Source organism: Kitasatospora sp. NPDC087861, assembly GCF_044742585.1.
In the GTDB taxonomy this organism is placed as follows: domain Bacteria; phylum Actinomycetota; class Actinomycetes; order Streptomycetales; family Streptomycetaceae; genus Kitasatospora.
Map to the genome: position 1 here is coordinate 152738 of NZ_JBIUUS010000001.1, position 22706 is coordinate 175443.

Below are 22706 nucleotides of genomic sequence, written 5' to 3' on the forward strand. Positions count from 1 at the left end.
TTTGCTCTCCGTCATCCTCAGCCTCAGCCCCGCCTCGAAACTCTCGACCTCTGACACCGCCGACCCCGCCCCGTACGTCCGCTCAGCCGGACACGGTCTGGAGCCCGGCGGCGACGCCCGTCCCCAGCCCCCGGTGCTCGACCCCGGGCAGCAGGCCCTCCGGGCCGACCGAGCCGCGGACCCACTCGTCGTGGTAGACGGTGTCCATGTAGCGCTCGCCCAGGTCCGGCGAGATGGTCACGGCGGTCACCCGCTCGCGCACGCCGCCCGCGCCGTCGCCGTAGTGCTCGTTCAGCCAGCGCAGCGCCCCGCTGACCGCCGTCCCGGTGGAACCGCCGAACAGGAAGCCGCTGCGCATCAGCTCGCGGCAGGTGCGGACGGTGTCGGTCTCCTCGACGTGGATCGCGCTCTCCACCAGCGACTCGTCGAGCAGCGCCGGGCGCACGCTGGTGCCCAGGCCCGGGATGTGCCGGGTGGCCGGCGGGGCGCCGAAGGTGACCGAGCCGACGCTGTCGACCGGGATCACCCGCACCGAGGGGCGGCGCTCGCGGAAGTACCGGGCGCAGCCCATCAGCGTTCCGGTCGTGCCCGCGCCGATGAACAGCACGTTCAGGTCCGGGAACTGGCGGGCGATGGCCGGCGCGGTGGTCCGGTAGTGCGACATCCAGTTGCCCGGGCTCAGGTACTGGTTGAGCCAGACCCGCTTCGCGTCGGCGGCGAGCAGCGCCTTGACGTGGCGGATCCGCGCACCGAGGAAGCCCTCGGTCTCGTGCGGCTCGGTGATCAGGTGCACCTCGGCGCCGTACGACTCCATGGTGCGGCGGGTGACCTCGTTGCAGCGAGAGTCGGTGACACAGATGAACTTGTAGCCGCGGCTGGCGGCGAGCACGCTCAGGGCGACGCCCATGTTTCCGGACGAGGATTCGACCAGGGTCGAGCCGGGGCCGAGCACGCCCGCCGCCTCGGCCTGCGCGACCATTTCCCGGGCCGCTTTCAGCTTGATGGACCCGGCGAAGTTGAACCCTTCGACTTTCAGAAAGAGACGGTGCCCGAAGAACGGCTGCAGATTCACGAAGAGGTCGCTGACCTCGAATTCGTGCGACGCGGAAATGACCGGCACTGGAGACTCCTGGCCTTCGGTAACGAATTAGCCTCGGCGGCAAGCCTCTCGCCGGGCGCTGACGAGGGGCTGACGGATTGCTGACGGGGGCCGCCACCAGGGTTTCGGGCCGGTTCGGCGGTGCGCGTCAGCGGTTCGTCAGCTGCCGGTCAGTTGCCCGTCAGCGCCATCGGAAAGCGTTTCTTATTCCGCACCTGCAGGCCTTCCCGAGGAGCCCGGTTTGAATCGGCCGTCCGCCATCAGTGAAGTCCTTCCGCTCTCGCCGCTGCAACAGGGACTGCTCTTTCTCTCGGAGTACGACCGTGAGGGGACGGACGTCTACACCATTCAGCTGGTCCTCGACCTGGACGGGCTGACCGACGCCGACGCCGCCGCGCTGCGCACCGCGGCGGGTCTGCTCCTGGAGCGGCACCCCAACCTGAAGGCCTGCTTCCGGCACCGCAAGAACGGCGAGGCGATCCAGGTCGTCCCGACGTCGGTCGAACTGCCGTGGCGGGAGGTCGCGGTCGCGGCCGGTGCGGCCGGGCCGGAGGCCGAGTTCGACCGGCTCGCCGAGGAGGACCGGCTGCGCCGCTTCGACCTCGCCCGCCCGCCGCTGCAGCGGCTCACCCTGGCCCGCGCCGAGGGCGGGCGCAGCCGGCTGGTCTGGACCGTCCACCACATCCTGGTGGACGGCTGGTCGATGGTCTCGCTGATCGGCGAACTCGCCGCGCTCGCCGAGGAGCTGAAGGCCGGCGGCACGCCGGCGAACCGACCGGAGGCCGGCTCGGCCCGCTACCAGGCGCACCTGGCCTGGCTCGGCGCGCAGGACAAGGAGGCCGCCCGGCAGGCCTGGACCACCGCCCTGGCCGGGGTCACCGACCCGACCCGGCTGGTGCCGGCGGGCCGGGCCCGGGCCGAGGGGGCGGGGGCGCTGCCGCAGGCCGTCCCGCTGGAGCTGACCCCCGAGGTCTCCGCGGCGCTGACCGGTTTCGCCCGCTCGCGCGGCCTGACCGTCAACGCCGTGGTGCAGGGCTGCTGGGCGCTGCTGCTGTCCCGGCTGACCGGCCAGGACACCGTGCTGTTCGGCGCGGTCACCTCCGGCCGGCCGGCCCAGATCCCCGACGTCGAGCGGATGGTGGGCCTGTTCGCCAACACGCTCCCGGTCCGGGTGGACGTCGACCCGGCCCGCACCCCGGCCGAGCTGTTCGCCGACGTGCAGCGCTCGCAGACCGACCTGCTGGCGCACGAGCACCTGACCCTGGCGGAGGTCCAGCAGCTCACCGCCGTGCGCGGCGAACTCTTCGACACCGCCCTGATGTTCCAGAACTACCCGATGGGCGGCCTGCCGCTGGCCACCGGCACCGGCCCCCGGGTGGTCGGCGCCGACGTCCGCTCCGCCACCCACTTCCCGGTCACCCTGACGGTCTTCCCGGGCACGCCGTTCGGCCTCGCGGTCAACCACGTGCCCGCGCTGGTCACCCGGGCCGAGGCCGAGCTGGTCGGGCGGCGCTTCGCCCGGCTGCTGGCCGCCGCCGTCGACCGGCCCGACGAGCCGTGCGGCCGGCTGGACGTCCTGGACGAGGCCGAGCGGGCCGCGGTCACCGACGGCCGCAACGCCACCGGGACGCCGCTGTCCGGCCACTGGCTGGCCCCGCTGCTGGACGCGCAGGCCGCCCGCACCCCGGACGCGCCCGCCGTGCGCTGCGGCGGGGAACGCCTGACCTTCCGTGAACTGCACGACCGCGCGGACGCGCTGGCGCACGCCCTGCGGGCCGCCGGGGCCGGCCCGGAGCGGGTGGTGGCGATCGCGCTGGACCGCTCCTGCGACCTGGTGGTGGCCGCCCTGGCCGTCCTCAAGTCCGGCGCGGCCTACCTGCCGCTGGACCCGGACTACCCGGCCGACCGGCTGCGCTACATGCTGGCGGACGCCGCCCCGGTGGTCACCCTCACCCACCGCCGGGTGCGTGAACTCCTCGCCGACGAGGGCGGGATGAGCACCGGCGAGCTGTGGGTGCTGGACGGGCCGGACGCCGTGCCCGGTGCGCCCGGGCAGCGCGCACCGCTGGCGCCGCTGGCCGACCACCCCGCCTACGTGATCTACACCTCCGGCTCCACCGGCCGCCCCAAGGGCGTCGTGGTGCCGCACCGGGCGCTGGTCAACCTGGTCGAGGACATGGTCGCCCGCTTCGCCGTGACCACCGGGGACCGCTTCCTCGCCGTCACCACCTTCGGCTTCGACATCGCCAACCTGGAGCTGTTCGTCCCGCTCGCCGCCGGCGCCGAACTGCTGGTCGCCGACCGCGAGACGGTCCGCGACCCGGCCGCCCTGGCGGACGCCGTCACCGGCCTGGACGCCACCCTCCTGCAGGCCACCCCCAGCCTCTGGCAGTCGCTCGCCGTCGACCACGCCCCCCGGCTGGCCGGCCTGCGCGCCCTGGTCGGCGGCGAGGCACTGCCCGAGCCGCTGGCCCGCACCCTCACCGCGCACTGCGCGTCCGTGACCAACGTGTACGGCCCGACCGAGACCACCATCTGGTCCACCGCCGCGCCGCTGACCGCCGCCGTGGCCGGCCCGCCGCCGATCGGCGGCCCGATCGCCAACACCCGGGTGTACGTCCTGGACGGCGCGCTGCGCCCGGTCCCCGACGGCACCTTCGGCGACCTCTACCTCGCCGGCACCGGCCTGGCCCGCGGCTACCTGGGCCGCCCCGGCCTGACCGCCGAGCGCTTCGTCGCCGACCCGTACGGCCCGGGCGGCGCGCGGATGTACCGCACCGGCGACATCGTCCGCTGGGACGGGGCCGGCGCCGCCCTGGAGTACGCGGGGCGCAGTGACCACCAGGTCAAGATCCGTGGCTACCGCATCGAACTCGGCGAGATCGAGTCCGTGCTCGCGGCGCAGCCCGGAGTCCGGCGGGCCGTCGTCACGGCCCGCACCGACCGGGCGGGGGACGCCCGCCTGGTCGCCTATGTCGTACCGGCAGGGATCGACCGCGACCGCTTGCGGGAGCGGGCGTCATCGGTGCTGCCCACGCACATGATCCCTGCCGTGTACGTTCCCTTGGACGATCTGCCGCTGACCCCCAACGGCAAGATCGACCGCAAGGCCCTGCCCGCCCCGCCGGACGAGCGGGCGGGCACCGGACGCGAGCCCGCGGGGGAGCGCGAGGAACTGCTCTGCGCGGTCTTCGCGGAGGCCCTCGGGCTCGACCGGGTCGGCGCCGACGACGACTTCTTCGAACTCGGCGGCCACTCGCTGTCCGCGACCAGGGTCGCCAACCGGCTGCGCGCCGCGCTCGGCGTGGACGTCCCGGTGCGGGCGCTGTTCGACGCCCGGACGGCCGAGGCGCTGGCCCGCGCCCTCGACCCCGGGGCGGCCCGGGGCGCCGACGCGGCGCAGCCGGTCCCCGGCCGCCCCGCACTGCGCGCCGTGCCGCGGCGGCCGTCCTCGGTGCCGCTCTCCTTCGCCCAGGAGCGGCTCTGGTTCCTGGACAAGATGGACGGCCCCACCGGCAGCTACAACATCCCGCTGGCGGTCCGCCTCACCGGCCCGCTGGACGCCGCCGCGCTGGCCGCCGCCGTCGGGGACGTGGTGGCCCGGCACGAGAGCCTGCGCACCGTCTTCGCCGAGGCCGACGGGCTGCCCTCGCAGCTGGTGCTCTCCGCCGAGGAGGCCGACCAGGCCGGCGCCCGGCTGGTCGTGGCGGACCTCTCCCAGGAGCCGCCGGGCGCGCTGGCGGCGGCGCTGGCCGCCGAGGCCGCCCACCCGTTCGAGCTGTCCGCCCGGGTGCCGCTGCGGGCCCGGCTGTTCGTCCTCGGCCCGGACCGCCACGCGCTGGCCCTGACGGTGCACCACATCGCCGCCGACGGCTGGTCGCTCGGCCCGCTCGCCCGCGACCTCTCCGACGCCTACCGGGCCCGGCTGGCCGGCGCCGCCCCGCGCTGGGAGCCGCTGCCGGTGCAGTACGCCGACCACGCGCTCTGGCAGCGCGAACTGCTCGGCTCCAAGGAGGACCCGGACAGCCTGGCCAGTGCCGAACTCGCGCACTGGCGCGAGGCGCTGGCGGGCATCCCGGAGGAACTGGACCTGCCCACCGACTTCCCCCGCCCGGCCCGGGCCGGGCACCACGGCGCCGAGGTCGAGTGCACGGTGCCCGCCGAGACCCACGCCCGGCTCGCCGAACTGGCCCGGCGCGGCGGCGCCAGCCTGTTCATGGCCGTCCAGGCCGGTCTCGCGGCGCTGCTCACCCGGCTGGGCGCGGGCACCGACATCCCGCTGGGCAGCCCGGTGGCCGGGCGCACCGACGACGCGGTCCGCGACCTGGTCGGCTTCTTCGTCAACACCCTGGTGCTGCGCACCGACACCTCGGGCGACCCGGCGTTCACCGACCTGCTCGGGCGGGTCCGGGAGACCGACCTGACCGCCTACGGGCACGCCGAACTGCCCTTCGAGCACCTCGTGGAGGAGCTCAACCCGGTCCGCTCGATGGGCCGCCAGCCGCTCTTCCAGGTGATCCTGGCCTTCGAGAACAGTGCCGACCCGCTGCCCGCGATGCCCGGCCTCACCGCCGAGGTGCTGCCGGTCGACAGCACCACGGCCAAGTTCGACCTGTCCTTCCAGGTGCAGGAGCGGACCGGCCCGGACGGTGCCCCGGCCGGGCTGGACATCCGGCTGGAGTACCGCGAGGACCTGTTCACCGGGGCGACGGCGGCCCGCCTCGCCCGGGCCCTGGCCACCCTGCTCGACTCCGCCGCCCGCACCCCCGAGGCCCCGCTCAGCGCCCTCGACCTGCTCACCGCCGAGGAGCGCCGGGTCCTGCTGGAGGAGTGGTCCGGCCCGACCGTCCCGCTGGCCCCGGTCACCCTGCCCGCCCTGTTCGAGGGCCTGGCGGCCGCGGACCCGGACCATCCGGCGGTGGTCGCCCCCGACGGGGTGCCGGCCGGGGCGGCGACGCCGCGGCTGTCCTACGCGGCGCTCAACGAGCGCGCCAACCGGCTCGCCCACCTGCTGCTGGAGCGCGGGGTAGGCTCGGGGGACGTGGTGGCGCTGGCGCTGCCGCGCTCCCCGCAGCTGGTGGTCGCGCTGCTGGCGGTGCTCAAGACCGGCGCCGCCTACCTGCCGGTGGACCCGCAGTACCCGGCCGAGCGGATCGCCTACATGCTCGGCGACGCGGCGCCCGCCCAGGTGCTGACCGCCGAGGCGGTCGCCGACCGGCTCCCCGGGCTGCCCGACGGCGTCGTCCCGCTGGTCCTGGACTCCCTCGACACCCGGTCCGACCTGACCGGCCGGCCCGACCGCAACCCCGTCGACGCCGACCGCACCCGGCCGCTCAGCCCGCAGGACGTCGCCTACGTGATCTACACCTCGGGCTCCACCGGCCGCCCCAAGGGCGTCGCGGTGCCGCACCTGGGGGCGGCCAACCTGGTCGCCAACCACCGGGCGCGGATGGGCGCCGGGCCGGACACCCGGGTGCTGCAGTTCGCCTCGTTCAGCTTCGACGCCACCGTCTGGGAGCTGTGCGCCTCGCTGTACTCGGGCGGCACCCTGGTGGTCGCCACCGACGAGAGCCGGATCTCCGGGGAGGTGCTGGGTGCGCTGCTCGCCGAGCACCGGATCAACCACGTGGTGCTGCCGCCCACCGTGGTGGCCGGCCTGCCCGAGGACGTGGCGCTGCCCGCGGACCTGCACCTGCTGGTCGGCGGCGAGGCCTGCCCGCCCGCGCTGGTCGACCGCTTCGCCCCGCTGGTCGAGTTCCGCAACGCCTACGGCCCGACCGAGACCTCGGTCTGCGCCACCTGGAGCGACCCGCTGCGCCCGGGCGGCGGCCGCCCGCCGATCGGCCGCCCGCTGGACAACCACCGGGTGTACGTCCTGGACGCGGCCCTCGCCCCGGCCCCGGTCGGCGTCACCGGCGAGCTGTACGTCGCCGGCGCCGGCCTGGCCCACGGGTACCTGGGCCGCCCGGTCACCACCGCCGAGCGCTTCGTCGCCGACCCGTACGGGCCGGCCGGCACCCGGATGTACCGCACCGGCGACCTGGTCCGCTGGCGGGCCGACGGCACGCTCGACTACGTCGGCCGGGTCGACCACCAGGTCAAGCTGCGCGGCTTCCGGATCGAGCTCGGGGAGATCGAGGCCGCCCTGGTCCGCCACCCGGTGGTCACCCAGGCCGCGGTGCTGGTCGCCCCCTCGCCCACCGGCGTGCCCCAGCTGACCGGGTACGTGGTGCCGCTGCCCGGCGTCGCCGCCGTCGACGTGCCGGTGCTGCGCGCGTTCGTCGCCGAGTCGCTGCCCGCGCACATGGTGCCCGCGACCCTGGTGACGCTGCCCGCGCTGCCGCTGACCGCGAACGGCAAGCTCGACACCCGCGCCCTCCCGGCGCCCGGTGCCGCGTCCGCCGCCGCCGTAGGGGCCCCGGAGCAGCCGCCGAGCACGCCGGCCGAGGAGATCATCGCCGGGGTCTTCGGGGAGATCCTCGGCCTCGACCGGGTCGGCGCCGACGGGGACTTCTTCGCCCTCGGCGGCGACAGCCTGCGCTCGGTGCAGATCGTCAGCCGGGCCGCGAAGGCCGGGCTCACCCTCTCGCTGGCCGACGTCTTCACCCACAAGACGGTGGCCGCCCTCGCCGCGGCCGCCCGGCCCGCCGACTCGCACCGGCTCCCCACCGCGGTGCTGGAACCGGTCCTGCCGATCCGGCCGACCGGCACCGCCGAGCCGCTGTTCTGCGTGCACGGCGGCGTCGGCTTCGGCCTGCCGTACGCGGAGCTGGCCCCGCACCTCGACCCGGACCGGCCGGTGTACGCGCTGCAGTCCGACGGTGTCGCCGCGCCCGAGGGGGAGTGGGAGCGGCCGCAGGGCGTACGGGAGTTGGCGGCCACGTACCTGGCGAGGATCCGGCGGGTGCAGCCGCACGGCCCGTACCACCTGCTGGGCTGGTCCTTCGGCGGACTGGTCGCGCACGAGATGGCGGTGCAGCTCCAGGCGGCGGGCGAGCGGGTGGCCTTCCTGGCGGCGCTGGACGTCTTCCCGGTGCGGCCGGGGGACCACAACCCCACCGACGAGGAGATCCGCGAGGCCTTCCTCGCCCACCACGCCACCGGGACCGGGATCGACGACGGGGAGCTCCGCCGGCTGATGGCGGTGATGCGCCACCACACCGACATCGCCCGGGAGTTCACCCCGGGCCGGTTCGACGGCTCGCTGCTGCTGTTCACCGCCGCCGACGAGGTGCAGGGCGCCCCGGCCGCCGAGCTCGCCGACCGCTGGCGCGCGCACCTGACCGGCCCGCTCACGGTGCGCGACGTCGCCTGCGGCCACGAGGAGATGCTCGGCCGGGCGGCGGCCCGCCGGATCGGGGAGGTGGCCGACGCCGCGCTGCGCCGGTCCTGAACGGCCGGACGGCCGGGCCCGGACTCCGGGCCCGGCCGCTGCGGGGCCGAGGCGCATGCACCGGTGTCGGGGCGCCCACGCCAAAGCGCCGACGGCCCCCGAGGGGAGCCGTCGGCGCGACGGGGCGTGCTGCCCGCGCCCCGGCGGACTACAGCGACGGATCCTGCATCAGGATCGCCTGGTAGAGGTGGTGGAGACGACGACTCGGCTTGAGCCCCAACTCGTCGTCGAGCCACTTCCGGGTGCGGTGGAAGATGTCGACGGCCTCCGACTGCCGGCCGCACCGGTACAGGGCGATCATCAACTGCTCGCTGAACCGCTCGCGTTCCGGGTACTGGGCGAGCAGCTGCTTCAGCTCGGCGACCACCGCCCCCGCCTCACCGGCCTGCAACTGCGCCGAGATCAGGTCCTCCCGGGCGGTCTTGCGCTGCTCGTCCAGACGCAGCGCGACAGCCCGGCACCAAGGCCCGTCGCTCGTGTCGAGCAGAGCCGGTCCGCGCCACATCGCGAGCGCCTCGCGGAGCGTGTCCATCGCTTCGAACGGCCGGTCACCGACCAGCCCCGCGCCCTTCTCCGCCGTCCGCAGGAACCGGTACGCGTCGACCGAGCCCTCCGAGACGTTCAGCATGTATCCGTTGTCGACCGTGCGGATGAGCTCCTGGTCCGGCCCCTCCAGACCAAGCTCCGCCAAGGATTTGCGCATGCGTTTGACATTGGCCTGCAAAGCATTGCGCGCGTTCTTGAGCGGCGCCTCCCCCCACAGTTCGTCGATCAGCTCGTCGAAGGCGACCACCTGACCGGCGTTGAGCGCCAGCATGGTGAGCATCACGCGGTTCTTCTTCGCCCGTAGACCTACGGTGCGCTGACCGTCGCCGATCAATAGTGGGCCTAATATGGAGATGTACACCAAATTCCCCGTCCCTAGCGATGAACTCCAGCCACAAGCTTTTCTCTTGCGACCTCAGGCCTGCCACCGCAAACAGTGGTCGACTTGTTTAGGGTGGCCTGACAAAGGGGAAAAGCCTGGGTATCATTCGCGCTGGTCAAGTATCGGACACGCAAGGCTCGTCCGGCCATGTACCTTCGTACATGAGTTGATGAACCTGTGCGACCAGCCCCACCTGAAGTCGGGACTCCACCCCCAGTTTCGCCAGGATGTTGGCGACGTGCGCCTTCACCGTGCGCTCCGTGACGTGCAGTCGGTCGGCGACGCCGCGGTTGGAGTGTCCGGCCCCGATCAGATAGAAGACCTGTCGTTCCCGTCCGGACAGTGTCCCGACCCGGGTGAGTTCATTGCGCCAGCGCGCTGAGGCGAGGCTGCCGTCACTGTGCATGGCCACCCCCCTGACCGCCCTGCTTCCCCGTGGTGCGTCCACCGGCAGGTGCGCCCCCCGGCGCCGGGAAGGCTCTCACGTGACGACGAACGCGCATGCGATTCTACAACTCCCGTAACAAACCACCATGGGACAGTCGGCGTCAAACCCCTTGTTACGACTGGTTGCGTCCGGGTGTACGCACGAAAACGGCCGGGGAGGGGCTAAGCCCGTCCCCGGCCGTCGAGTTGGCCGTGCCCCGTGTTACGGGAGGGTCGTGCGCGCGGCGGAGGCCGCCGCCGCGGCCACCACGATGGCCGGCAGCCGCGGGGTCCGGGTCGTGGTCTGGCGCGCGAGCCGCGAGGGCCAGAAGGTCTTCCAGCCGAGCAGGGTGACCACGGCCGGCAGGACGACGATCCGGATCACCGTCGCGTCGAGCAGCACCGCGCAGGCCATGCCGACCCCCATCTGCTTCATCTCGATGAAGTTCAGCGAGGCGAGCAGGGCGAACACGCAGACCATCACCACCGCGGCGCTGGTCACCACGCCGGCGGTGCGGGTGATGCCCTGTTCGACCGCCTCCCTGACGGAGAGTCCGCCGCGCGCCGCCTCCCTGATCCGGCTGACCACGAAGACGTGGTAGTCCATCGACAGGCCGAGCAGGATCACGAAGAGCATCAGCGGCAGCCAGGCGACCACCCGGCCGGTGGACTCGAAGTGCAGCAGGTCCTCCGCCCAGGTGTGCTGGAAGATCAGCGCGAGCAGGCCGAAGGAGGCCGCCGCGGACAGCACGTTGAGCACCACGGTGATCAGCGCGAGCATCACCGAGCGGAACGCGGCGGTCATCACCAGGAAGGTCAGCACCAGGGCCACGCCGAGCACCCAGGGCATCTTGTGCATGACGTTCGCCCGGTAGTCGACGTCGAACGCGACGTCGCTGCCGCCCACCGCGAACTCGGCGCCCGCAACCGCGCCGAGGGTCTGCGGGGCGAGGTCCTGGCGCAGCCGGGCCAGCGAGGCGCGGGCCTGCGCGGAGCCGCTGTCGAACCGGGTGCCGATCGCGACGGTGGCGACCGTGCCGTCCGGGGAGGTGTGCACCACCGGCGCCGGGTCATGGACGAAGAGCTCGTCCTGGTCGGCGCGTTCGACCAGCGCGGCCACCGCCGTGCCCAGTTCCGCGGTCCGGTCGGCCGGGACCTTCACCGCGACGGTGTGGGTGTCCGCCTGGCTCGGGAAGGAGTTGGTCAACCGCTCGTTGGCCTGCATGGCCGGGATCGACCGGGGCAGGTCGTCGATCCCGGTGGCCTTGAGCTTCAGGCCGAGGGCGGGCACCGCGAGGAGGAGCAGCGCACCGACCGAGAGCACCAGCGCGATGACCGGGTGGCGCAGCGAGGGCTTGAGCATGGTCGACCACAGCCGCGGCTTGACCCCGCCCTTCTGGGTGAGCCGCCACACCAGGGGGATCCGCGGGGAGTCCAGGTAGCGGCCGAACCGGGACAGCATGGCCGGCAGGACGGTCAGCGAGGAGGTGATCGCGATGGCGACCACCAGCACCGCGCCGGTGGCCATCGACTCGAAGGCGAGGTGCCCGGCGAGGTAGAGCGCCCCCATCGAGATCATGACGACCACTCCGGACACCAGCACCGAGTGCCCGGAGGTGGCGGCCGCGATCTCGATGGCGTCGATGTTGTTCGCGCCCAACGCCCGCTCCTCGCGCTGGCGCTTGAGGTAGAACAGCGAGTAGTCGACCCCGATGGCCATGCCCATCAGCACGATGACGTGGGTCACCGGCCCCGGGTCGGGCACCAGTTGGGAGGCCACCCCCCACAGGCCGAGCCCGGCGAGCACCGAGGACAGGCCGAGCACGACCGGGACGCTCGCGGCGACGATGGCGCCGAAGACGAAGACCATGACGAGCAGCGTCACCGGCAGGCTCAGCACGGTCGCCTTGCCGAGGTCCTTGCTCAGCATCTCGTTGAGCCCGGCCTTGATCGAGCCGGCGCCGACCAGTTCCATCCGCAGCTCGGTGTGCGACTCGTGGGTCCTCGCCACGCTGTCGATGAGCGGCTGCACCCGGTCGGCGGCGGTCTCCGGATCCCCGTCGAGGGTCACCGGGACCAGCAGGGCCGAGCCGTTCGGGGCGGGTACCGGGGCGTCGATCGCCCGGATGCCGGGGAGCGCCTTCAGGTCGCGGGTGGCGTCCGAGGCCGCGGACTGCGCCTGGACGGAGTCGAGCCGGCCGCCGCCCCACGGGGTGATGAGGACGTTCTCCACCGCGCGCTCCTGGAGGCCGCCGCTGCGTGCGATCGCGGCGGCCCGGCCGGACTGGCCGATGGAGAGGTCGGAGGTGGTGGCCTGCCGGGTGCCCGTGACGCCGCCGACCACGAGGGCCCCCACGACGAACGCCACCCAGAGCGCTATCGCCCACCAGGGGTGGACGGCGCTCCACCGAGCGGCCCTGGTGATCACGTTCCTGCCTTCCACGATCACGTTCCCCTCCTCAAAAGAAATGCCCGGATCGGACACGAGCCTGACCAATGAGTCCGGCCGGTGCGGTGCGGCGTGCGCCTGCGTCTCTGAATCTAGTGACGCTTCGTCGCATGATCACGGGTACAACTTCGACGATTGGAGGGGGAGTTTCTTCTACTTGACAGCCGACGTACGAGGGTTTCCGTCGGATTCCCCAGGCGGCATTTGATACCACATCCGCCGGGACACGTTAAAGGGCCCGTCGCCGATCAGGGCGACGGACCCCGCGTATTGCTCGGGAAGCGGCAGGTCGGCGACTCTCCATGGCCCGGGCAGTGGCCCGGAGCGTGCGTATACGGTCGCCTCCCGCCCGGTGTGCGCGACCGGGATCCCCATGCCCTGGGTGAGTCTGCCGCCCGAGGCCTTCACGCACGCCTCCTTCCTGGTCCACAGCCGGGTGAAGGCGTCGTGCCCGTCCCGGGCCACCAACCGCCGTTCCTCCGGTGGGAAGAAGCGACCGGCCAGCCGGTTGATGTCCAGGTCGGCGCGGGCCAGCTCGACATCCACTCCGACCGGCCGCGATGCCAGGGCGAGCAGGGCGATCTCGCCCGAGTGCGACAGGCTGAAGTACAGGCCGGCCGCACCCTCGACCTCCGGCTTCCCCCACGGGCCGCGGGTGAAGCTCAGCGCGGCCGGGGGGCGGCCGAGCCGCTCGCCGAGGACGATCCGGGTGGCGGCGTGCGCGAGCACGAAACGGCGCCGCAGCCCGGGCAGTCGTCCGCTCCGGGCTCGCGCCTTCTCCGGCTCGTCGAGCAGCTCCTCTAGGTGCCGGGGGTACCCGTCCGGGTCGTCCCCGGGGGCTTCGCCGCCCGGTTGATCCGGGTGGTCCCCGCCGTTCAGCGGAATCTGCCAGACCTCGACCGAATCTCGACCGGCCGGTTGTTCTGTCCCGTTCAGGGCCGGCCCACCTTTCCGGTGTGCAGCCCCTGGAACAGATTCAGCTTCTGGATGTTCCGTGTCCCCTCCATGAACTCGGTGCCCCGGGCGTCCCGGGCGAGTTTGTCGAGGAGCGGGTGATCCAGCCGGGCGCCCGGTCCGAAGAAACCGAGCGCGTGCATCGTCACGTCCTCGGCGAGTTCGCAGGCGCGCGCCTTCGCGGCCGAGGAGAGGTGCCCGGCGGCCGGCCGGCGGTCCACCGCGAGGGCCGCCCGGTAGGTCAACTGCCGGGCCGCGTCGATCCGCTGGCCGAGCGACTCGAACAGCTCGCGCTCCGCGCCGCGCAGCACCTCGCGGTTCTCGGCGACGTAGTCGTGGGCGGCGCGGGCGATGCCGAGGGCGATCGCGGCCACGCTCGGGCGGAGCTGGTTGAAGACCGAGACGATGCTCCACATCCCGCGCCGGGTCGGCGGCAGGTGGGAGCCGAGCACCCGTTCGGCCGGCACGTGCACCCGGTCGAGGGTGATCCGGGTCAGCTGGACGCCGCGCAGGCCGAGGGTGGGCAGCGGCTCCGCCCGGAAACCGGGGTCGGCGGTGTCCACCAGGACGGCCAGCACGCCGAGCCGCTCGGTGCCCGCGACCCGGGCGAACACGGCGCCCAGGTCGGCCCGCGCGGCGTTGCCGACGTAGCGCTTCTCGCCGTCCAGGAGGTACGAGCCGTCGCCCACCGGGGTCAGCGTGGTGGTCATCTCGCCGATGGCGGAGCCGCGGTCGGGCTCGGTGAGGGCGAAGCAGGTCCAGCGGGGGCGTTCGGCGAGCCGGCCGTACACCCAGTCCTTCTGCGCCTGGCTGCCGAGCACGCTCAGCAGCACCCCGCACATCGAGGCGCCGGGCGCGCCCAGCATCATCCCGGCGTCGCCGCGCGCCAGTTCCTCGCTCACCAGGACCCGCTCCAGGGTGGCCAGGCCGTGCGCGGGGCCGGCGCCGGCCGCGGCGGACGCGCGGTCCCACTCCGGCGGCACCTGGTGGCCGGCCAGGAACCGGACGGCGGGCAGGTCCAGGTAGCGGTGGACGGCTTCCGGGTCCCGGTCGATCTCGAGCGCGCCCGCCCGCAGGTCGTCGGCCCACCGCCGCACGTACCGGTGCGTGGTTTCCAGCGAGCCGGGCAGGCTGATCACACGTTCCCCTTCCGGGAGTCGACGTTCGGTGCGGAGTCCCCGGCCGGCCGCGGCCAGCCGCAGTACACGTCGGCGAGGAGCTCGGAGGCGTACGCCGCCCGGCCCGGTCCCTCCGCGGTGAAACCGTACGCGCCGAGCAGCCGCAGCAGCGCCCGGTCGGCCTGGGTGATCTGCGCCTGGAGCCGGGCGAGGGCCGGCCCGTCCAGGGGCAGGCCGGGGGCGAGCGGGGAGTCGCCCGGGCCGGGGCCCTCGGCGAGGTCGTCGAGGACGCCCTCGATCTCCAGGTGGTCGATCAGCACGTCGGCGAGCGCGCCCTTGACCAGCTGCTGCAGCAGCAGTGAGCTGCCCTCGACCTGCCGGGCCGCCAGGTAGGCGAGGCAGGCCTCCCGCAGCCGCTCGGACGCGCCGAGCCGCAGCCAGGCGAGCCCGGTGCCCCAGTTCCGGGCGTCGGGGGCGGACGGGTCCGGGGGCGGGCCGGCGGGGCCCAGGACGGCGAGGCCGGGCACCGGGTCCCGGTCCCCGTCCGCGTCGTCGTCACCCGACTCGGCGAGATCGCCCAGGAGTTCGCGCGGGACCACGGCGTGCCCGCGCGGGCCGCGCGGCGCCACCCCGGGGGACAGCGCGCGGGAGAGCAGGGTCAGTGCGGGGACGAGGCCGTCGTTGCGCGCGCTCGTCCGTGCCTCCCGCCAGTGCTCGCGCACCTCGGCCGGAACCGTCATCGGACCCCCAACTCCCCCGTGTCGAGTGTGCAGTAGGCCAGGAAGTCGCGTTCCCGGTCGTAGTCGGCCACCACCACCGGGCGGTCCCGGTCGGCGGCGGCGAGCAGGGCGGCCCAGCCGCCGGTGGCGGGCTGTCCGGCCGCCACCCTGATCAACGGTCCGTCGTGGGCCGGAAGTTCAGCGTCGCCCTCGGACAGCCCGGAACCGGCGACCAGCGCGGCCGAACCGTCCCAGTCGGCGAACAGCGCCGGCTCCGGGCGGCCCTGCGCCATCCCGGCCGGGGCCGCGTCGCCGCCGTCCCAGTGGATCAGCAGCGCGACCGCCGCGTCCCCGTGGACGGCGGCCGGTCCGGTCGCGGGCAGCGGGAACGGCTGGGTGCCCTGGTCCACGACCAGCAGCAGCAGCCGCGACCAGCCGCACCGCCGGGCGTACTCCACGGCGACCCGCAGCGCGCTGAACGGCGCCAGCACGCCCTGGTCGGACAGGGCGAAGGAGAGCGGCTCGCCCGGCAGCCGCCGCTTCACGCAGGAGGCGACCAGTTCGGAGTGGTCGAAGTCCGGTGCGGCGTAGGCGACCACCACCACCTCGGGGCACTCCTCGGCGGTCAGCGGCCCCAGCGCGTCGAGCGCGCCGTAGGCCAGCTCCACCGAGGTGCGCCGCCCCGAGTCGGCGAACTGCCCGCGGTCGAAGGCGGCCCCGTAGAGCGCCCCGAGCTCGCGGTAGAAGTCCTCCCGCGCGCCCTCCGGCTCGTACGGCGCACCCGGCCCCGGCGGGGTGTGGACGCCGGCCCGGACCAGCCGCGGCAGGACCGCCGTCGCCGTCGCCGGGCCGGACGGGCCGTCCGCGCCGGCCGGGGCCGGGGGCCGCACGGGCGCAGTCGCGCGGAACATGCTTAGGCGCTCGCTTCCGCGGCGACGAAGCCGGCCAGCGAGCCCACGGTCTCGAAGTGGGTCATGTCCAGCTCGTCGGCGTCGAACTGCACGTCGAGGATCTCCTCGATGGTGATGAGCAGTTCGAGCGCGCTGCTGGAGTCCAGGCCCAGCTCGTCGAAGAGGCGGACGCTCGCGTCGGCGCCGGAGACGTCCTTGTTGAGGACCTCCGACAGGCCCTTGCGGACGGCGTCGACGTACTTCGCGTCGGTGGTGGCGGTGTCGGTCATGCTGTTCTCCTTGGGCTGGTCCCGGCCGTCGGTCGGCCGGTCGGTGGTCAGTTCTGGTCGTCGCCGGCGGCGCGGTAGAGCCGCTGGCGGCCGAGCATCGCCTCGACGTCGTCGCGCTCCCGGATCAGGTGCGGCCGTCCGTCCAGGACGAGCACCTCCGCCGGGTAGCCGTGGCTCAGGAAGTGCACCGGGGAGGCGGTCGGCCCGTACGCGCCGGAGCGCTGCACCCCGATCAGCTCGCCGGCCCGCAGCGCCGGCATCGGGACCTTCTTGCCGATGACGTCGTTCGGCGTGCAGAGCGGGCCGGTGATGTGCCAGGGCTCGGTGGCCGGCTCGTCCAGGCGCTCCAGCGCGGCCATCGGGAAGTTGCGCTTCACGTACGAGCCGATGCCGACGGCCGCCATGTGGTGGTTGGTACCGCCGTCGGTGACCGCGAAGTTCTCGCCCATCGAGGTCTTGGTGTAGCGCACCCGGGTCACGTAGGTGCCGGAGGCGGCGACCAGGAACCGGCCCAGCTCCATGATCATCCGGGTGTCCGGGTGCCGCTCGCGGAAGGCCGCGATCAGCGGGTTGAGCTGGGCGGTCAGCTCGGCGACGTCGAGGTCCTTCTCGTTGTCGAAGTAGGCGATGCCCAGGCCGCCGCCGACGTCGACCGTCTCCAGCGGGAAGCCCAGCTCGGTGGAGAGGCGCTCGGCCAGCTCCAGGATCCGCCGGGTGTTCTCGACGACGGACTCCTCGATCAGGATGCGGGTGCCCAGGTACACCTGGACGCCCATCAGCCGGATGTTGGGGTAGCGGGCGGCGAGGCCCTTGCCCTCGGCGAGCAGCAGCTCCTCGTCGGTGCCGAACTGGCGCGGCTTGCCGCCCATCGTCAGGCCCGAGCCCTTCACCGAGAAGCTCGGGTTGACCCGCAGCGCGACCCGCGCGGTGATCCCGCGCTCGCGGGCCACCTCGTCGATCAGGTCCAGCTCGCCGATCGACTCGCAGACGATCGCGTGGATGTCCTCGTCCAGGCAGGCCGCCACCTCGCCGCGGCTCTTGCCCGGGCCGAGGAAGATGATGTCGTGCGGCTCGACCCCGGCCCGGCGCGCGGTGACCAGCTCGGTCAGCGAGGACACCTCGGCGCGGGAGCCCAGGCTGTGCAGCAGCGCGCAGACGGAGATGTTGGGGTTGGCCTTGAGCGAGTAGAAGACCTCCAGCGCCGGGTGCAGCGCCGCGCGCAGCCCCTGGAAGCGGGTGGTGATCTCCTCACCGTCGTACAGGTAGAGCGGGGTGCCGAACTCCTCGGCGAGCTCGGTGATCCCGAGGCCCTGCACCTCGAATGCGACGCTCACGGTCAGCTCCGTTCCGGGTAGGCCGCGAGGCGGCGGGTGATGTCGGTGTCCAGCGCCTCGATCTCCTCGTCGGAGGCGCCGACGAGCACGCCGTACAGCCGGCCCTCGAAGCCGTCCGCGTCGGTGCCCGCGGCGGCGTTCACCGTGGCGTAGTTGTTCACGAACAGGCCGCGCGGGCGCGCGCCCCGCTCGGTCAGCAGCAGTCCGTCCAGCACCTCGGCCAGCTCGGCGAAGGGCAGCGGGCGGGCCAGGCGCAGCGGGAAGTGCCGGGCGACGGCGACCTCGTCGGCCCCGGCCAGGCCGCCCTCGTGCACCACGTTCTGGTACGTGGACATGTTGTTGCGGGCGTTGATCTCGATGACCGGGTACAGGCCCTCGTCCGGGTCGACCATCGCGTCGACGCCGACCACGCCGTAGTAGCCGTCGGCGGCGAGCCGCTCGCCGAGCCGCAGCGCGGTCGCGGAGATCTCGGCGACCTGCGCCCCGGTCAGCCGGGCCGGGATCCGGTGGCCCTTGTGGACGCCGTTCTCGGTGAGCAGCTCCTTGACGAAGTCGAAGTGCGTGGAGCCGTCCCGACCCACCGTGAACTGGTAGTTGAGGTCGCAGCGCTTGGCGACCCACTCCTCGATCACCAGCGCGGTGCGCGGGGCCCCGCCCGCGGCCTTGGCGGCGCGCTCGGCCTGCTGGACGGCCATCCGGTGCAGCCGGCCCAGCCGGGCCTCGCTGTCCAGCACGACGATGCCCTTGCCGGACACGCCGAACGCGTCCTTCAGCACCACCTTGCGGCCCGACGCCAGGAGTTCGCCGGCCGCGGCCACCGCCTCGGCCAGCTCCTCCAGCGTCTCGCAGGCCCAGCCGCGGGCCTGGCGGATGCCCAGCTCGTCGGAGAGCCGGCGGCTGTACACCTTGCTGTTGACCCGCTTGCAGACGGCGGCGCTCGGGGCGCCCAGCCGCAGCCCGGTGCGCTCGGCCAGCTCCTCCTCGACGGTGGAGATCCCGTGCGCGGTCAGCCGGGCGCCCTCGCCGGCGACGGCGGACAGCGCGCGCAGCAGCTCCGGGTCGGCGAGGGCGTCCTCGCTGACGGTGCGCTGCGGGTCCTGGTCGGCCACCACGTGCACGGTGGGCAGCTCCAGGCCGAGGCCCTCCAGGTAGCCGCGGTAGCCCTCGTCCAGGGCGGTCTTCAGCACGACGTGGTCGTTCTTGCCGCCGAGCAGCAGCGCGAACTCGTCCATCCGGTTCACCACCGCGCTGCCCGCGTGCGAGGCGACCCGGGGCAGCGCGGGCTCGCCGAGCGCCCAGTGGTTCTCCACCTCGAAGTTGCCCAGGAACACCAGCGGGGTGTCCGCGGACCCGGTCACGGCGCGCTTGAGGCGCGCGCTGAAGCCGGAGGACGGTAGATGCATGTCGACCTCGTCATTTCTCGTGTGCGCTCGGGCGCGGTGCGCGGGGTGCGCGGCGGGCTCAGGGCCTGGCGGCCCTCAGTGCTCGAAGACCATGGCGGCGAAGGTCGCCCCGAGCCCCACGCTGGTCATCAGGTAGCGGTCGCCGGGGCGCAGCCGCCCCAGCTCGGTGGCCTTCTGCAGGTTGATGAAGGGGTCGGCGCAGAAGCAGTGCCCGGTCTCGCCGATCAGGTCCAGGAAGACCTTGTCGAGCGGCAGTCCGAGTGTCTTGCACACGCCGATCCACGACAGCCGGTTGACGTTGTGCGGCAGCACCAGCGCCAGCTCGTCGAGGCCGCAGCGGGCCTCTTCCAGGGCGGCGCCGATCACTTCGCAGAGGCCGGGGCCGTACAGGTCCTGGAACTCCTTGGCGGCGGCGTCGCCCATGATGAACTCGTCGCCGAACTGGGTGTGGGTGCGCGTCGCGTAGCCGAGCATCCGGTCGGAGCCGGTGCGGTCCGCGCTCACCAGGAAGGCCACCGTGCCCTCGCCCATGACGGTGACGTCCGGGATGGACTGCGTCTGGGCGGTGGCCGCCTTCTCCCCGGCCAGGACCAGGGCGAGCGCGTCCGGGTCCGGGTCGGCGGCCAGCAGGGTGCCCGCCAGATCCAGCGCGAGCAGCCCGGAGGCGCAGGCGTGGTGCGAGACGACGAACCCGGCGGCGTGCTCCAGGCCGAGCTCGACCTGGAGCGGCCGCAGTGAGGTCATCGGGTACGGCAGCGGCGCCGGCATGGTGCGGGCCTGCAGGACGTACTTGACGCGCTGTTCCTGTCCGCGCAGCTCCACCAGCTTGGTGGCGGCGCGCAGCAGCAGCTCCGTCTCGGTGGCCGCGGGGTCGCGGCACACCTCGGCGAGCCCGTAGAAGCGCTGGTAGCGCCGGAGCTGCACATCCGTCAGCTGGAGTTCCTTTTGGAAGCGCGCAATCGGGATGGTGTCGGGAAGACAGCTGGAGACTGCCGTGATCGACGTCATGCCAACTACAGTCGCCTGGAGCGCTGACGCTTAGCTGACGCTGCGCTGACCACCCCTCTCCCGGCAGGTCGGCCCGGATCCCCGGGACGGTGTGGCGCTCATCGCGCGGCGTGCCGGGCCGTGTCCAGGGCGAGCGCGCCGAGTGCCAGGGCGGCGGCGACGGCGGCGACCGCCGCCGGGGCCGGGGCGCGCTCCCCGGAGACGCCGAGGAAGTCCAGTCCGCCGACGTGGTTGATCATCCCGTACCAGAGCATCGGGTAGAGCGACTGGAACAGCCGCGGGCCCCGGGTGACGGCCCCGCAGAGCAGCGCCAGGGCGGGCACCAGCAGCGCGCCCGCCAGCGCGCCCGCGGCGGCCCGGGGCTGCCCGGCGGTGAGCAGCAGGACGGCGGGCACCGCCACCACGGCCAGGGCCGGGACGACCCCGGCGAGCAGCACGGCCAGCCCCCGGCGCACCGGCGCGGGACAGGCCCCGAGCAGCTCGGCGGTGCTGCCGCCGCCGGCCCGGTGGCCCAGCCGGGACCACACCAGCACCGGCCAGAGCATCGCGAACGGCAGCACCGGGTGGCTCGGGCCGTCCGGCGCGACCCCCGCCGCCAGCACGGCGAGGGCGGCCGCCCCGGCCCACCACAGCCGCCGGCCCGGCACCAGGATCCGCAGCTCGCCCAGCAGGGCGGCCGCCACCGTGCCGCCGTGGCGGGCCGGGGCCGGTCGGCCCGGGGCCAGCCGTCCGGGGGCGAGCGCGAAGGCGGCCGGCCCGGCCTCGGGTGCCGGGCCCCCGGACCGGACGGCTTCGGACGCCCCTGCGGCCGGGCGCGGCCCGGCCCCGTCGAAGCGCCGGAACCAGAGCGCCCCGAGCAGCGCCAGCCCGACCGCGACGGAGGTCAGCAGCACCGCCCCGAGGACCTGTGCGCCGGCCTCACCGGGCCCGAGGCCGGGCCAGTCGAAGGTGCCCAGCACCCGGTTGTCCGCGGTGAGCCCGACCCCGAACTCCACGCCGTCGGCCGGCCGCCCGCCGGCCGCGATCGACTCCCGGATCGACGCGGTGATCCGGCGCATGCCCAGCAGGTCCGGCCCGCCGCCCGCCTGCGCGCCGAGTACGGCGACCAGCCAGACCGCGAACCACACCGCCGCCCCGAGCCCGCCGCGCAGCCCGGGCAGGGTGTCGAAGAGCACCGCGCACCCGGCCACCGCGGCCAGCAGCGGCAGCGTGATCAGCACGTACGGCAGCAGCAGCCGCAGCACGTCCATGTGCCCCGAGTCGCCCTTGACCAGCTGCACGGCGAGCGCCGTCCCGGCCAGGGCCAGCAGCATCGAGCCGAACAGCAGCAGGTTGCTGCCGAACTTGCCCGCCAGGTAGGCGACCCGGGTCAGCGGGGTGGCGGCGAGCAGCCGGCCGACACCGCTCTGCTCGTCCCGCCCGATCGCCCCCCGGGCGATGCCGAAGCCCGCCAGTGAGAGCCAGACCGCGCCGCCGAGCGCCGTCACCGTCCCCACGTAGCCGCTGGTGTAGCGGCCGTGCAGGTCGGTGACCTGGAACACCTCCCAGCGCGAGTCGCCGACCGGCGCGGCCAGCAGTCCGAGCGCGAGCGTGCCGAGCAGCACGACCAGGTACCCGGGCCGACGGCGGCGCTCCCGGAAGTCGGCGAGCGCGAGCGCCCAGAGGCCGGTCGTCATGCCGCCACCCGCTCGGACCCGGCCGGGGCGGCGGCGAGCAGCAGGTACGCGTCGTCCAGCCGGGGCGGGACGGGCTCGGCCCCCGGCGCCGGCGGGTGCCCGGACAGCACCCGCACCCGGACGCCCTGCGGGGTGCGGGTGGTGCCACCGAGCAGGAACCGCGAGCGCAGCGACGGGAGTTCGTCGGCGGCCACGGTCAGCTCCCAGACCGATCCCCGGGCGCCCCGCAGCAGCTCCTCCGGGGTGCCGTGGTGCAGCAGCCGGCCGTGCCCCATCACGGCGATCCGGTCGGCGGTGGCGGCCACGTCGGAGACGATGTGCGTGGACAGCACGACGATCCGGTCGGCGCCGAGCCCGGTCAGCAGGCCGCCGAAGCGCAGCCGCTCCTCCGGGTCCAGCCCGACCGTCGGCTCGTCGACGATCAGCAGCGCCGGGTCGTTCAGCAGCGCCTGCGCGATGCCGACCCGCTGGCGCATCCCGCCGGACATCGTCCCCAGCCGCTGCCCGGCCGCGCCCGACAGGTTGACCAGGTCGAGCAGTTCGTCGATCCGGGCCCTCGCGACGCGGTGCCGCAGGCCCTTGGCGGCGGCCAGGTAGGCGAGGAACTCGCGGGCGGTGAGCTGCGGGTAGACGCCGAAGTCCTGCGGCAGGTAGCCGACCGTACGGCGCAGCGGGCCGGGCCGCCGGGTGATGTCCGCCCCCTCCCAGAGCACCCGCCCCGAGGTGGGCCGGGTGACCGTGGCCAGGATGCGCATCAGGCTGGACTTCCCGGCGCCGTTGGCGCCGAGCAGGCCGAGCACGCCGGGCCGCAGCGTCAGCGAGAACGAGTCCACCGCGCGCTTGCCGCGGCGGTACTCCTTGGTCAGGTCGAGGATCTGGAGTTCCGTCACGCCCGCCATGCTTCCGGCGCGGGCGGCCACGCACATCTGCCGTTCGGCAGAGATACCGGGCGGAAACGACCGGAGGGGTGGGCCTTTCGGCACACCCCTCCGTCGGTCCGGTCAGGTCCTACTCGTCCC

15 protein-coding genes are annotated in these 22706 nt (G+C 74.0%); 1 reads left to right on the forward strand and 14 read right to left on the reverse strand.

The genetic code is table 11. From position 1 onward, the window contains the following. Positions 1-82: 82 nt before the first annotated feature. Complete coding sequence (gene sbnA / locus ACIOJE_RS00605) at positions 83-1120, reverse strand: 2,3-diaminopropionate biosynthesis protein SbnA (RefSeq protein WP_280675742.1); 1038 nt, start codon at positions 1118-1120, stop codon at positions 83-85. A gap of 220 nt (positions 1121-1340) precedes the next feature. On the opposite strand from sbnA, the gene ACIOJE_RS00610 reads away from it, so the two are divergent. Further along, positions 1341-8492, forward strand: coding sequence for an amino acid adenylation domain-containing protein (locus ACIOJE_RS00610; RefSeq protein ID WP_400772434.1), 7152 nt, complete (start codon positions 1341-1343; stop codon positions 8490-8492). Positions 8493-8640: 148 nt separating this feature from the next. Here the strand turns inward: ACIOJE_RS00610 and ACIOJE_RS00615 are convergent, their stop codons facing one another. The 13 genes from ACIOJE_RS00615 to ACIOJE_RS00675 all read right to left on the reverse strand — a co-directional run bounded on the left by ACIOJE_RS00615 (position 8641) and on the right by ACIOJE_RS00675 (position 22577). Continuing rightward, positions 8641-9321 (reverse strand): BTAD domain-containing putative transcriptional regulator, encoded by a 681-nt coding sequence (locus tag ACIOJE_RS00615; protein ID WP_400669364.1) that lies wholly within the window; start codon positions 9319-9321, stop codon positions 8641-8643. 214 nt (positions 9322-9535) lie between these two features. Next, complete coding sequence (locus ACIOJE_RS00620) at positions 9536-9826, reverse strand: helix-turn-helix transcriptional regulator (protein WP_280675737.1); 291 nt, start codon at positions 9824-9826, stop codon at positions 9536-9538. 243 nt (positions 9827-10069) lie between these two features. After that, positions 10070-12295 carry an MMPL family transporter gene (locus ACIOJE_RS00625; protein ID WP_400772436.1) on the reverse strand — a complete coding sequence of 742 codons (2226 nt, stop codon included), beginning with the start codon at positions 12293-12295 and terminating at the stop codon, positions 10070-10072. Positions 12296-12448: 153 nt separating this feature from the next. After that, entirely contained in the window at positions 12449-13024 is a 576-nt protein-coding gene (locus tag ACIOJE_RS00630) for a 4'-phosphopantetheinyl transferase family protein (protein ID WP_400772438.1), read from the reverse strand. A 203-nt stretch (positions 13025-13227) separates the two neighbouring features. Then, positions 13228-14388, reverse strand: a complete 1161-nt coding sequence (locus ACIOJE_RS00635) for an acyl-CoA dehydrogenase family protein (RefSeq protein WP_400772440.1) — start codon at positions 14386-14388, stop codon at positions 13228-13230. After that, positions 14385-15107, reverse strand: a complete 723-nt coding sequence (locus ACIOJE_RS00640) for a hypothetical protein (RefSeq protein ID WP_400772442.1) — start codon at positions 15105-15107, stop codon at positions 14385-14387. Before ACIOJE_RS00640 ends, ACIOJE_RS00635 begins: the two co-directional genes overlap by 4 nt. Beyond that, a complete protein-coding gene (locus tag ACIOJE_RS00645) occupies positions 15104-15997 on the reverse strand; it encodes a hypothetical protein (RefSeq protein ID WP_400772444.1) in 894 nt (297 codons plus the stop codon). The genes ACIOJE_RS00640 and ACIOJE_RS00645 overlap by 4 nt, the downstream gene beginning before the upstream one ends. 2 nt (positions 15998-15999) lie before the next feature. After that, entirely contained in the window at positions 16000-16266 is a 267-nt protein-coding gene (locus tag ACIOJE_RS00650; RefSeq protein WP_280675725.1) for an acyl carrier protein, read from the reverse strand. Positions 16267-16313: 47 nt separating this feature from the next. Beyond that, complete coding sequence (locus ACIOJE_RS00655) at positions 16314-17600, reverse strand: type III PLP-dependent enzyme (RefSeq protein ID WP_280675723.1); 1287 nt, start codon at positions 17598-17600, stop codon at positions 16314-16316. Positions 17601-17602: 2 nt separating this feature from the next. Beyond that, positions 17603-19003 carry an ATP-grasp domain-containing protein gene (locus ACIOJE_RS00660; protein WP_280675721.1) on the reverse strand — a complete coding sequence of 467 codons (1401 nt, stop codon included), beginning with the start codon at positions 19001-19003 and terminating at the stop codon, positions 17603-17605. Between the two features lie 75 nt (positions 19004-19078). Continuing rightward, entirely contained in the window at positions 19079-20011 is a 933-nt protein-coding gene (locus ACIOJE_RS00665) for a 3-oxoacyl-[acyl-carrier-protein] synthase III C-terminal domain-containing protein (RefSeq protein WP_280675719.1), read from the reverse strand. 98 nt (positions 20012-20109) lie between these two features. Next, a complete protein-coding gene (locus tag ACIOJE_RS00670) occupies positions 20110-21687 on the reverse strand; it encodes an ABC transporter permease subunit (protein ID WP_400772446.1) in 1578 nt (525 codons plus the stop codon). Beyond that, positions 21684-22577, reverse strand: coding sequence for an ABC transporter ATP-binding protein (locus ACIOJE_RS00675; protein ID WP_400772448.1), 894 nt, complete (start codon positions 22575-22577; stop codon positions 21684-21686). Before ACIOJE_RS00675 ends, ACIOJE_RS00670 begins: the two co-directional genes overlap by 4 nt. Positions 22578-22706 lie beyond the last annotated feature (129 nt).